Origin of the sequence: Variovorax sp. UC74_104 (assembly GCF_044055375.1) — a bacterium.
Taxonomy (GTDB): domain Bacteria; phylum Pseudomonadota; class Gammaproteobacteria; order Burkholderiales; family Burkholderiaceae_C; genus Variovorax.
The window spans coordinates 24,571-37,495 of the sequence record NZ_CP171978.1 but is presented as its reverse complement, the minus strand read 5'-3'; the positions used below and the strand labels follow the sequence as shown (position 1 = coordinate 37,495).

8 protein-coding genes are annotated in these 12,925 nt (G+C 69.7%); 6 read left to right on the top strand and 2 right to left on the bottom strand.

The window, feature by feature from the left end:
- Positions 1-81 precede the first annotated feature (81 nt).
- Positions 82-1,344: an SGNH/GDSL hydrolase family protein gene (locus ACHMXA_RS00150; protein ID WP_395317565.1), complete on the top strand. Its 1,263-nt coding sequence runs from the start codon at positions 82-84 to the stop codon at positions 1,342-1,344.
- A 167-nt stretch (positions 1,345-1,511) separates the two neighbouring features.
- Positions 1,512-1,886 carry a YXWGXW repeat-containing protein gene (locus ACHMXA_RS00145; protein ID WP_395317564.1) on the top strand — a complete coding sequence of 125 codons (375 nt, stop codon included), beginning with the start codon at positions 1,512-1,514 and terminating at the stop codon, positions 1,884-1,886.
- Positions 1,887-1,956: 70 nt separating this feature from the next.
- Here ACHMXA_RS00145 and purU read toward each other — a convergent pair whose 3' ends face one another.
- Complete coding sequence (gene purU / locus ACHMXA_RS00140) at positions 1,957-2,814, bottom strand: formyltetrahydrofolate deformylase (RefSeq protein ID WP_395317563.1); 858 nt, start codon at positions 2,812-2,814, stop codon at positions 1,957-1,959.
- Positions 2,815-3,045: 231 nt separating this feature from the next.
- Here purU and ACHMXA_RS00135 point away from each other — a divergent pair, with 231 nt between their 5' ends.
- The 4 genes from ACHMXA_RS00135 (at position 3,046) to ACHMXA_RS00120 (ending at position 11,959) form a co-directional block, all read left to right on the top strand.
- Positions 3,046-4,380, top strand: coding sequence for an aminotransferase class III-fold pyridoxal phosphate-dependent enzyme (locus tag ACHMXA_RS00135; RefSeq protein WP_395317562.1), 1,335 nt, complete (start codon positions 3,046-3,048; stop codon positions 4,378-4,380).
- A gap of 228 nt (positions 4,381-4,608) precedes the next feature.
- A complete protein-coding gene (locus ACHMXA_RS00130; protein ID WP_395317561.1) occupies positions 4,609-5,127 on the top strand; it encodes a hypothetical protein in 519 nt (172 codons plus the stop codon).
- A 13-nt stretch (positions 5,128-5,140) separates the two neighbouring features.
- Positions 5,141-6,559, top strand: a complete 1,419-nt coding sequence (locus ACHMXA_RS00125; RefSeq protein ID WP_395317560.1) for a CsgG/HfaB family protein — start codon at positions 5,141-5,143, stop codon at positions 6,557-6,559.
- An 81-nt stretch (positions 6,560-6,640) separates the two neighbouring features.
- The gene (locus tag ACHMXA_RS00120; protein ID WP_395317559.1) at positions 6,641-11,959 is read left to right on the top strand and encodes a beta strand repeat-containing protein; all 5,319 of its coding nucleotides are present in this window, start codon (positions 6,641-6,643) and stop codon (positions 11,957-11,959) included.
- Positions 11,960-12,032: 73 nt separating this feature from the next.
- Here ACHMXA_RS00120 and ACHMXA_RS00115 read toward each other — a convergent pair whose 3' ends face one another.
- Positions 12,033-12,914 carry a ChaN family lipoprotein gene (locus ACHMXA_RS00115; RefSeq protein ID WP_395317558.1) on the bottom strand — a complete coding sequence of 294 codons (882 nt, stop codon included), beginning with the start codon at positions 12,912-12,914 and terminating at the stop codon, positions 12,033-12,035.
- Positions 12,915-12,925 lie beyond the last annotated feature (11 nt).

The following is a 12,925-nucleotide window of genomic DNA, read 5'->3' as shown; positions in this document are numbered from 1 at the left end:
CGTACACTGGGCCGCTTTGCGCGCATGAACCTGGTCTCCCGATGGGCAGCCCGCCTCCGCGACGTTGCCGTCGCACACTGGGTGGCTGCCTTCCTCCTTGCCCTGCTGGCCGTCGGCGTTCAGGCCGTCACGCCCGACGGGCGTCCGCGGCAGCCTGCGGAGGCGCATTGGGTCGCGAGCTGGGCGGTGGCGCCGCTCGACTTCGCCGAGCTGGCCGCGAGCCCTGGAGGTGCCAGGTACTCCTCGCCCGCGGGCAATGACCTGCGTGGACGGACGCTTCGCCAGAAGTTGGAGTTGTCGCTCGACGGCGAGCGCATCCGCATCCGCTTCTCGAACCGTTTCGGCAAGACGCCGCTGCGCATTGCCGCCGCGAGCGCGGCGCGCGGCACCGGTGCCGAAGCCTTTTCGCCGACGACGTTGCGTGAACTGCGCTTCGGCGGGCGGTCCAGCGTCACGATCGCACCTGGTGCCGAGGTGTGGAGCGACGGCGTCGATCTGGCGGTGGAGGCTGGGCAGACCGTGGTCGCGAGCGCCTTCTTCGATCGCGCCGCGCCCTTCGCCACTATCGCGCTGCAGGAGCCCGGCACGACATGGATGGCGCCCGGCAATGCGGTGAGGTCGCCGAAGCTCCAGAACCCGGTGCCGCTTTCCTTCAACCAGGTCGTGACCGGGCTCGACGTGCTCACCACCAAGTCCATTCGCACTGTCGTGGCCTTCGGCGATTCGATCACCGCGGGTGGTGCCGAGGCCACCATCGGCTCATACCCCGACATGCTGGCCACCCGCCTGCGCGACACGCAGCCCGGCGGCCAGGACGTCGCGGTGCTCAACGTCGGCATCGGCGGCAACCGGCTGCTGGCCGACGGCATCGGGCCCAGCGGGCTCTCTCGCTTCGAGCTCGACGTGCTCAAGCAGAGCGGCGTGACGCACGCGATCATCCTGCTGGGCACCAACGACATCGGCCGCGCGATGTTCGCCAAGGTGCCCGGCGCCGAGCTCAAGCCGCGCGACATGCCCACGGCCGAGCGCATCACCGAGGGGCTGCGGCAGCTGGTGAAGCAGGCGCGCGCCAAGGGCGTGAAGGTGCTGATCGGCACCGTGCCGCCGTTCAGGAACACGCCCTACTGGAGCGAAGGGAACGAAGCCATGCGCGAGGCTGTGAACCGGTGGATCCGCGGCAAGCAGGACGTCGACGGCGTGATCGATTTCGACGCCGCGCTGCGCGATCCGGCAGACCCGCAGGCGCTCAACCCGCTCTTCGACTCGGGCGACCACCTGCATCCCAACAAGGCTGGCCATGCGGCGATGGCCACGGCCATAGACCTGCACGAACTGCAGGAGTGAAGGCCGCAAAACAGCTGTGAAACGGCTGTGAGTGAGCGCTAGCACGAGCCAAAAAGACCCCAAAACGCGCGTCACAGCTTTACACAAGACTTCGCGCGCGGCTTACAGGAGGTTCACAACGGCTGGGCAGCATGAAGGCTCCTCCAACAACTCATGAGGAGTTCTTCATGAAAAAACTCGCATTGGCTCTTTCCGTCGGCGCTGCATCGCTTCTGTCGGTGGGCGCGATCACCGTTCCGACGGCTGCGCAGGCGCAACCCGTGGTCACCATCCAGACGCCGCCGCCTCCGCCGCGCTATGAGCGCGTTCCCCCGCCGCGCCGCGGTTACGTGTGGGCGCCGGGACATTACGAGTGGCGCGGCGGCCGCCACGTGTGGATCGGCGGCGGCTGGGTCCGCGCCCGCCCGGGCTATGCCTACCGCGCACCGGAGTGGCGCCAGGACGGCGACCGCTGGGTCTACGACAGGGGCCGCTGGGACCGTGACGGCGACGGCGTGCCGAATCGCTACGACCGCCGGCCGAACAATCCGTACCGCAACTGACGGCGGTGCCTGAAGCGAACATGCCCCCTGAAAAGGGGGCATGTCTATTTGGGGGCCTGCTGCCGGATGCTCAGCGGAACACCACCGTGCGGTGCCCGTTCAGCAGCACGCGGTGCTCGCTGTGCCACTTCACCGCGCGCGCCAGCACCTGGCTCTCGGTGTCGCGGCCGCGGGCCGTGAGGTCTTCGACCGTATCGGTGTGGTCGGCGCGGGCCACGTCCTGCTCGATGATCGGGCCTTCGTCGAGGTCGGCCGTCACGTAGTGGGCGGTGGCGCCGATCAGCTTCACGCCGCGGTCGTGGGCCTGATAGTAGGGCTTGGCGCCCTTGAAGCTGGGCAGGAACGAGTGGTGGATGTTGATCGCGCGGCCCGAGAGGCTCCGGCACAGGTTGTCGCTCAGGATCTGCATGTAGCGCGCGAGCACCACGAGTTCGGCGCCCTCGGCCTCGATGATCTCCAGCTGCTTCGCCTCGGCCTGCGCCTTGGTCGCGGCCGTCACCGGGATGTGGTGGAAGGGCACGTTGTAGCTGGCGGCCAGCTGGTAGAAGTCGCGGTGGTTCGAGATGATGGCGCGCACGTCGATGGCCAGCAGCCCGCTCTTCCAGCGGAACAGCAGGTCGTTGAGGCAATGGCCTTCCTTGCTGACCATGATCACCGTCTTCATCGGCTGGGCGGCCGCGTGCAGCTGCAGCGTCATGCCGAAGCCGGTGGCGAATGTCTTCAGTTCTTCCCGCAGCACGGCTTCGCTGTGGGCGCCGCAGGCGAAGCGCACGCGCATGAAGAAAAGACCCGTGTCGTGGTCGTTGTACTGGGCCGCCTCCTCGATGTTGGCGCCGCGCTCGAGCAGGAAGCCCGAGACGGCGTGCACGATGCCCGTGCGGTCGGGGCAGTAGAGGTTCAGGATGTAGGCGGGCGTATTCGTTGTCATATCAGTTCAGTTGCTCGATCGACCGGCAGGCGGCTGTACCGCCACGTGCCGATTCCAGGGATACCGCGGAACCGGCTTGCCGGACCGAAGGTATCGCCTCCCGGCAAGGGGGTTGGCGGCCACACGCAGTGGGCAAGCCTGGGGGTGATCCCTATCCAGGGGTGGGATTGTCGCAGGGGTGCCAGAATCGCGATTTTCCCCTCCCCGATAACCCAACCGCAGGAGCGAGACATGGCCTACCAGGACTTCAACATGGACAACCAGTGGTTGCCCTTCACCCCCAACCGTCATTTCCGCAAGGACCCGCGCGTGTTCGTCGCGGCCGACGGCATGGAGTTCACCACTCACGACGGCCGCAAGGTGATCGACGGCATCTCCTCGCTGTGGTGCGTGGGCGCGGGCCACAACCGCAAGCCGATCAACGAGGCGATCAAGAAGCAGCTCGACACGCTCGACTACGCCACCGCCTTCCAGGTGAGCAACGATAAGGCCTTCAAGGCGGCCGAGATGATTGCCTCGCTCGCTCCCGGCGACCTCAACAAGGTGCTCTTCTGCAACTCGGGCTCCGAAGCCGCCGACACCTCGATGAAGGTGGCGCTGGCGTACCACCGCGCGCGCGGCGAGGGCCACCGCAACGTGTTCATCGGCCGCGAGAAGGGCTACCACGGCGTGGGCTTCGGCGGCATGTCGGTGGGCGGCATCCCGGGCAACCGCAAGGTGTTCGGCTCGGCCTTCCTGCCGCGAGTGGACCACATGCGCTTCATCCACGATCCGGTGAACCACGCCTACATCCACAACGAGGAGCCGGTGTGGGCCGAAGACCCGCTGGTCGAGCTCGAGACGCGCATCCTGCCGTTGCACGACCCGAGCAACGTGGCCGCGATCATCGTGGAGCCGGTGGCCGGATCGGCCGGCTGGTACCTGCCGCCCAAGGGCTACCTCAAGCGCCTGCGCGAGATCTGCGACAAGCACGGCATCCTGCTGATCTTCGACGAGGTCATCACCGGCTTCGGCCGCATGGGCACCAACTTCGCGTCCGACTACTTCGGCGTGGTGCCCGACATGCTGAACTTCGCCAAGTGCGTGACCAACGGCGTCATCCCGCTGGGCGGCGTGATCTGCCGAGACAAGCTCTACGACGCGATGATGAAGACCGACGCACCCGAGCACGTGGTCGAGTTCTTCCACGGCTACACCTACTCGGGCCACCCCGTGGCCTGCGCCGCGGCCATCGCCACGCTCGATCTGTTCAAGCAGGAGAACCTCTTCGCGCGCGCCGGCGAAATGGGCAAGGTGCTGGGCGATGCATTCCACAGCACGTTCAAGGGCCTGCCCAACGTCATCAGCATCCGCAGCCTCGGTCTGGCCGCGGCGGTAGAGCTCGCGCCCATCGCGGGCACGCCGGGCAAGCGCGCCTACGAGATCTTCCTAGACTGCTTCCACAAGGGCGCGCTGGTGCGGCCCGCGGGCGACGTGCTGGTGATCGCGCCGCCGTACATCGTCGAGAAGTCGCACATCGACACGCTGGTGAACACGCTGGCCGATTCGATCAAGGCGCACGCCTGAGCGCGCCCGCGCAGCATCCGCAATCCACGCAGGGCCTGCACCGCCCTGTGCCTTGAAGAGCCGGCCTGCCCGGCTCTTCTTCTTTCCGGCCTCCTTAACTTCTACCGGTTCGCGGGATGCCGCCTACCGGTTCCAGGGATACCGGCCATGGCAGCCGGTCCCTAGCATCCCTCCGCGAAACGCAGCACTCGTAAATCCATCGGGTGTATTTTCGAAAGAGGGACCGTCATGCAACGCGTATTTCTTTGGGCACTGCTGTGCATGCCTCTGGCTGCGCACGCCAACAACGTCGGCGAGAACGCCGCATGGCAGTTCCAGACCAGCACCGACAAGGTCAACCAGGCCGCGATCCAGGACATGCTCCGCAAGCAGAAGAGCGGCTACTACGCCGCGCCGGTCTACAACACCAACAACTACGTCGGCCGCCAGTACAACTGCAACGTCTCGGCCACCTCCACCGGCAACGACGGCAACAACAGCACGGTCGCGAATTCGCCGAGCACGGCGGGCGCCACCTCGAATGCATCGGGCAACGACAGCCGCACGGCGGTGGGCACGCTGGGTGGCGCGACGGTGGGCACCTCGCAGGCCAACTCGGGCGCGGTCGCATCGGGCATCGTCGGCGGCACCAGTTCGCAGGTGCAGGGCGCGGCCAACCAGGCGCTGAATTCGGCGCAGGGCAACACCGGTGCGCAGACCGCGAGCGTGGGCGGCAGCTCGGCCTGCGCTTTCGGCGTGCTCAACTGAGCGGGAGCGAGTCATGCAGCAACGCATCCGCCGCACATTCGCTCTTGCAGCCGCCTTCGCCACGCTGGCGCTCGCAGGCTGCGTCTCCGCGCCGCAGCAGCGCTTCGCACCGAACGAGGCACCCGTGGTGCTCGGCCCCGCGGTGCGCGACAACGTCACGCCGATGGAGGCGGTGCTCGCCTGCTACTCCGACCACATCGCGGCCACGCGGCGCCCGCCGGTGATCATCGGCGTGGGCGACGTGAAGGACTACACCGGCAAGTACAGCATCAACGAAGGCAACGCCATCACGCAAGGCGGCGCGCTGATGGTGTATTCGGCACTCGGCAAGCTCGGCGGCGCGGTGAGCATCGCCGAGCGCTTCGACCCGGTGATCGCCGAGCGCGAGCTCGCGTATGCCGACCGGCGCCAGCTCGGCGACGGACGCACGCACCAGCTCGGCGGCCCCAACGGCGGGCAGAACGTGCCGTGGCTGCCGTACTTCGGCGGCACCATCAACAAGTCCGACTACTTCATCGTGGGTGGCATCACCGAGCTCAACTACAACATCAACTCCGGCGGCGCGGAGTTCGGCGTGAACCAGGTGGGCGTCAAGGCGCGCACCTTCAGCCAGTCGGTGAGCATCGACCTGCGCATCGTCGACACCAAGTCGCTGATGGTGGTGCGCACGGTGAGCCTCACCAAGCAGTTCAACGGCTACGAAGTGGGCCTGAACGTGTTCCGCTTCTTCGGCAGCAAGCTGTACGACGTGGACATCGGCGCCAAGGGCCAGGAGCCGGTGCAGATGGGCGTGCGCGCCGCGCTGGAAGAGGGCGTGGTGCGCCTCATGGCCGCCGTCACGCAGGTCGACCACCGGCCCTGCATGACGATGCGCCCCGGCGGCGGGGAGCCCATTCCGCTCACGCCCGCGGCCGAGCTGCGCAAGGTCGACAACCCCGGCGAAGCGGCGGTGGGCGGCGCGGCCGTCACCTCGCCGGTCGCGCAGGGCAGCGTGGCCGTCAACGCCGGCGGCGCGGGCGGCGCACGCCTCACGGGCACGGCGACGCAGGTGCCCTTCGACTTCGGCGCGACCACGCTGGGCGGCGCCTCGCTCGCGCTCATTGACCAGATCGCGGGCGCGGCCAAGAAGGGCACGACCGACATCGTGCTGGTGGCGCGCGACACCGAGAACTGGGACGCCCGCAAGCGCGACGAGCTCACCGACCAGCGCATCGCGGCCGTCACCTCGGCGCTGGCCAACCGCGGCGTGGCGCCGGGCGCGATCAGCATCACTTGGCGCCCCGACGCGGCCGACACCTCGATCCATCGCGACGGCCCGGGGCTGCAGGAGATCGCCAAGCTGCGCGTCGGCAGCCCGGTGGTCGGCGGCGCCGCGCCTTCCTCAGCTCCTACCGCTTCTTCTTCTTCCGACAGCGCCGTCAAGGGCGACTGACCGGCGCTCTGCGCGCTCCACGCACCGCGCATCCATCCGTTTTCCAAGCCAGACCGCATCCAACATCCGAGGAGTCACGACATGAAAGCACGCAAGATCCAGAGCCGGGCCGCACGCGCGCCCATGTTCAGCCGCAGCAGCATCGGCACCGCAGTCGCGCTGGCGCTGATCGCCGCGGCCTCCGGCGCGCAGGCCGCGGAGACTTCGGTCGATGCCGCCTACAACGGCACGGCCACCGGCACGCCCTCGGTGAATGCGGGCACCACCAACTCGGCCAACGTCAACGCCACCATCACCGGCGCCACCGTGGGCACCACCTCCACCGGCACGCCATCGAACCCGAACCCGGTGGCGGTGAACACCAGCGGCAACCTGATCGGCGCGACCGCCACCGGCAACAGCTTCGGCAACGGCATCCAGCCGGCGCCCGGTTCTCCGGTGAACAACGCGGCAACGCTGGGCGTGGCCACCAACACGGGCGTGATCGACAGCAGCGTGGCCGGCAGCAAGCTCGCCTCCGAATCGAGCACGCTGCAGACCGGCAGCGTGGTCAACGCCGACAACACCATCTCGGCCGCCACCACGCTCAACAGCGGCAGCTCGGTGATTTCGGGCGCAGCCGCGGCGGCTGCGCCGGTGCAGGCGGGCACCTCGGTGCTGACCTATCCGGCGGGTGCACCGCTCTTCGACGCGAAGGGCAACATCGTCGTCACCTCGCTGCAGTCGGCAACGGGGGCGGGCTCCAGCGCGCAGGTGCTGGGCAACATGGTCGACCTGATGCTGACCGCGAACGCGGGCAACACGATGACCACGGCCGCGTCGCTGGAACGCAATTCGATCTCGGCCGTGCTCAAGGCCAACAGCGCCAGCAGCACGGCCGAGATCCAGTCGGGCGGCGCGCCCACCTTCGCCGGCTCGGCGGTGGTCGCGAACCTGCAGGCGAACGGCAACGGCATTCTCGCGGTGCGCAGCGCGCTCAACGCCGGCTCGGTGATCGTGGGCATCGTCAGCGGCGCGCCCGCAGGCGGCTCCAACGTGCTGCAGGGGTCGCTATCGGTGCAGGGCAACGCGATCTCCAGCGAGGCCACGGGCAACGAGGCGCTGGGCGCCACGGCCGGCGTTGCGGGCAACCGCATCCTGATCGACGACGTGAGCGTCGCGGGCAGCGGCACGGCGGCCACCGCGGCCAACAACAGCATCCACAACGGCGCGGGCGTGACCAGCAACGTCAACAGCGACCTGGCCATCGTCAACAGCCAGGGCAACCTCGGCGTGATCACCGTCGCGCAGACCGTGGGCGCGCAGATCCTGGCCGGCGTGCAGTCGAGCAAGAACAGCGCGGTCACGCTGGCGGATAACAGCGTCACGGCCACCGTCACGGGCAACACCGCCTCCAGCGCCATCGCCACCGGCAAGAACGCGGCCTCGTTCACCGGCACCACCGCGGTGTCGAACCAGCAGGCCAACCTGAATGCACCGGTCAGCGCGCTGCTGCTGCCTTCGGTCATCGCGGCGCAGACCGGCGAGTCGCCCGGCACGGGCCAGACCACGGGCAGCTCGGTCAGCGTTTCAGACAACACCTCGGCGGCCAGCGCGCAGGGCAACCAGATCACGCAGAGCCTCGCGCTGCAGGCCGGTACGGTGGCGCTGGGCACCGGCAACGCCACGCTCACGGGCGGCACGGATTCCGACGGGCGCGTGTCCGCCGGCGGCTCGGCCACGCTCACCAACCTGCAGGGCAACTACGGCGGCGGCGTCGCGGCCGTGAACATCGGCTCGCAGATCTGGCTGACCGCCAACGGCGGCGGCGCGGCGGTGGGCAACAGCACGCTGTCGCTGGACGGCAACCGGCAGGAAGCCGTGGCGCTGGGCAGCGGCGCCACCAACACGCTCACGCTCACGGGCAACTCGGTGGGCACGGGCGCGGGCATTGCGAGCGTGCAGATGAACGACGCGAACTCCGCCGTCGGCGCGGGGCTGTCGAGCCCCGAGGCGCGGATCCTGGTGAACGGCAACCTCGCCGGCGGCTCGGCCTCGCTCACCGGCAACCTGCAGCGTGCCATCTCCTACGGCAACTCGGCCGCCAACGCGCTCGGCGTGAGCGCGGGCAACGTGGCGGCGGCGCCCGGCCTGGGCATCACGCCGGCATCCAACGTCACCGTCGACGCGCTCAGCGGGCTGCCCTTCAGCAACGCGGCCGGCGCGCTGCCGACGGTGAGCGCCGCCTACGGCGTGCTCAACGACCAGTCGGTGCAGGCCAACGTCAATTCGGCAGCCACCGGGCCCAACACCTTCGCGGCCACGGTCGCCGGCAACGTCTCCGCGGCGAGCGTCGCGAACAGCGGCAACGCCTTCGTCGCCGCTGCCTACGGCAACGATGCGGCCAGCGGCGTGACGCTGAACGTCAACAACGTCAGCGGCGCGAACGCCTCTGTGGCCAACGTCACCAACACGCAGGCGGTGGCGGGCACGGGCACCGTCGTCGACGCCACCGCGGCCGGGGGCATCGTGGCGCGCACGACAGTCACGGGCACGCTGACCGGCGGCTCGGTCACCAGCTCGGACAACACGGCCGAGGCGCTGGCCTACGGCAGCCGCGCCACCGGCAACACGGTGAAGGTGACGGGCAACAACATCGACACCTCCGGCTTCTCGCTGTCGGGCGCGACGCTCACGGGCAGCACGCTCGCCGCCAACGCGGCCTTCAGCGTGCAGAACGCGCAGTCGGGCCAGGGCTCGGTGTCGGCGCAGCGCAGCGGCGGGCCCGAAGTCAGCATCTCGGTCGGCGGCGCGGTCAGCAACTCGAAGATCGCCGCCACCGGCAACGCCACGCTGGCCGGCGCGACCAGCAACAGCGCGAGCAACGGCGTGACCATCGATGCGGTCGGCGTCTCGACCACCACCGCGGTGCAGAACCTGCAGCTCACCAGCGCGGCGGTGAGCTCGCTGACCGGCCAGGAAGGCCCGCTGTTGACCAACAAGGACGGCGTGCAGGTGGTGCTGGGCGGCGCGAGCATCCAGGGCTCGCAGGTGGCGGTGGACGGCAACTCGGCAAGCGGCTCGGCCACGGGCAACGCCGCGGCCAACCGCATCGACGTGAAGGGCAACACCATCGCGGTGGGCAACGGGCTGCCGCTCGGCGGCGCAGCCGACATCGGGGGCATTGCAGGCGCGGTGGCCGACCATGCGCTCTCGAACATCCAGCTGGTGACCAGCCCGACCATCTCTTCGAAGGTGGCGGCCGCCTTCGGCGTGGACACGGCCCCGGGCGCGGTCATCTCGGGCTCCACGCTGAGCGCCTCGAACAACACGCAGGGCGCGAAGGCCGTGGCCAACACCGGCAGCAACGCCATCGCGCTCGCGGCCACCGGCGTATCGGCGCGCGCCGCGCTGATGTCCTCGCAGGGCAGCGCGGCGGCGGTGGAGGCGCGCTCCTTCACGCAGGCCTTTGCACCGGCCTCGGTGTCGGGCTCGTCGGTGAAGCTGTCGAACAACGCGAACTCGGCATTGGGCGTGATCAACGACGTGGACAACAAGCTCAGCGTGACGGGCGGCACCTCCAGCGCGCTCCCGGTGCCCGCGCTCATCGCCCAGGGCCCGCTGCCGGGCAACACCTTGGCGACGGGCGACCAGGTGCTGGTGAACCGCCAGTCGGCCGGAACCTCGGTCGGCAGCACCGCCGACACGGCCGTCTACAACGAAGACCGGCTGGTGGCCGGCAATGCGGGCCTGACCAACAGCAGCTTCGCGGCCTCGGGCAACACGACGTACTCCGAAGCCTCGGCCAACCGCGCGACCAACGCGGCTTCGCTCGCCGGCGGCGCCTCGCAGTCGGCGAAGACCGCGGTGCTCAACGCGCAGGACAGCAGCGCGGCCGTGACCGCCAATGCCAACAACGCGACAAAGCTCACGCTTACCGGCCCGACCGCGCTGGCCGGCAGCAGCGCCACGCTGGACGGCAACGGCACCACAGCCGCCGCCACCGGCAGCGCCGCGACCAACAGCATCGACGTGAAGGGCGGCGCCATCGCCGGAGGCCTGCCGGCATCGGCGACCGCCACCGGCGGGCCGGCCTCGACTGTCGCGGTGTCGGCCGACCATGCGCTGGCCAACGTGCAGGTCGGCACCGGCACCGTGTCAGCCACCGCGACGGGCAGCATCGGCATCGACTCGGCACCGCTGTCTGCGGTCGGCGCCTCCACGCTGAGCGTGAGCGGCAACAGCCAGAGCGCCAAGGCCGTGGCCAACACCGCGCTCAACAGCGTGGCACTGGCGGGTTCGAACGTGGGCGCGCGCAGCGCGCTGCAGTCGAGCCAGTCGGGCACCGCGGCGGTGACTGCGTCGTCCTTGCTCGAAGTGTTCGCGCCGGCCGGCTCCACCAACTCGACCGTGCGGCTCTCGGGCAACAGCAACGCCGCGCTGGGCGTGATGAACGACGCGGCCAACGCGCTGAGCGTGAGCGCGGTCAACACCCAGCCGGCGGGCGCGACGGGCTCCGCCACGCTCAGCGAGACCGGCAGCTCCGACAACATCGCGGCCACCGCCGACCACGTGCTGTCGAACCGCCAGACGGCCGCATCGACCGTGAGCAGCACAGCCGCCACCACGATCCGCAACGACGACAACGCCGCGCCCACGACGACGCTGGCCAACGGCGCGTTCACGATCTCGGGCAACAGCACCTTCGCCGAAGCCACGGCCAACCGCGCCACCAACACCGTCACCGTGGCGAGCAGCGCGACGCAGGGCGCGAGCGCCGGCATTCTCAACGTGCAGAGCAGCACGGCGGGCGTGACGGCGACGTCGAGCACCGTGGCCAATGCCACGCTGGCGAGCGCGGTGCCGCTCAACGGCAGCAGCGTCTCGCTCGACGGCAACACCACGGCGGCGCTGGCGCGCGGCAATGCGGCGACCAACGTGCTGGAGTCGAGCGCGGGCAGCAGCTACGGCGGCGCGGCCGCTGCGGGCTCGTCCAACCTCGTCGGCGCGCCGCTGGCGCTGAACGTCGGCGCGAGCGCCGCGATCCTCAACAGCCAGAACAACGCGGGCGCGGTGACTGCCACGAGCACGGGCACCAGCTACCAGGTGGCGCTCAACGGCACCGGCGCGGGCGTGTCGAACGGCACGGCTGGCGTCCCCGGCAACACGCTGGCCGCACAGGCCTTCGGCAACAGCGCGACCAACCGCGTGACGCAGACGGCGCTGAACACCGGTGCGCCGAGCGCCGCGGTGGGCAACTACCAAGTCAACAGCGGCGCGGTGACGGCCACCGTGACCAGCGTGAACTTCGGCGTCGGCATCTCGGGCCCGGTGGGCAACAGCACGCTGCGCACCACGGGCAACCAGATCACGGCGTCGGCGACGGGCAACTCGGCAGTGTCGACGATAAGCTCTCGCTGAGCTGCGCCGTTCCCGGGGCGACAAAAAACGCCGCGGGCCTTCGGGCCGGCGGCGTTTTTCTTTTCAGGTCAGCTCAGGTCTTGGGCTGCGGCCTGGCCTGGCGCGTGAACTCGGCGCAGTAGTCCTTCTCGGGCAGCGGCGGCGTGCGCCAGATGCGGTCGTAATCGCCGGTCTGAGGGCCGGTCTTGGGGCCGGCGGCTGAGGCGGGTGCCGCCAGCAGCCGCACGGTGGCGATCTTCACGTCGTCGGGCAGGTGCTGCGGTACGCCGAGCGTGCGCACCACATGGCCGGCGCCGGCGATCAGCAGCACCGTCTGGCCCGGCTTCCTCGCCTTGACGATGGCCTGCGCCATCGCGCGATCGCGGCCCACCTGGATGCGCGTCATGGGAACGATCTGCGATTCGGGAAGCATCCGGCAATGGCCGTCGCGCACGGCATCCTGCTGGGCGGTGAAGGCCTCGCCGTTGAGCTGCACGTCGAGCGAGACGTCGGCCATCGCGTTCTTCATGCGTGAGCGCGGCAGGTTGGCGCCGACCACCGGCACGCCGGCGCGCACGGCGGCCATCACGGCGGGGCCGTAGCTGGCCCAGGGCCAGGCCTTGTCGCTCCAGTCGAGCGCGGCCTGCACCTGCGCCTCGGTGGCGGTAGGCGCGAGCTGCGCGGTGCTGCGGCCTTCCTCGGCCATCTCCAGCGCCAGGGCGGCGAGATGGCCGCGCGCGGCCAGCGCCTCGACCGCCTCGCGCTCGATGACGTGGTGCTCCGGCGCATCGTGCTGCTCGCCGATCAGCAGGGCGTCGACCGGCTGCAGGGCGGCCACGCGGCGCGCGATGGGAGCGTCGGGTGCATCGGCGCCGGAGAAAGAGGACAGCGCCGAACAGCCCGTGAATGCGGTCGCGGCGAACAGGGGCGGCAGCAGGAAGCGTGAAACCCGGGCGGGCCAGTATGGAAGGGGCATCGCGCCATACT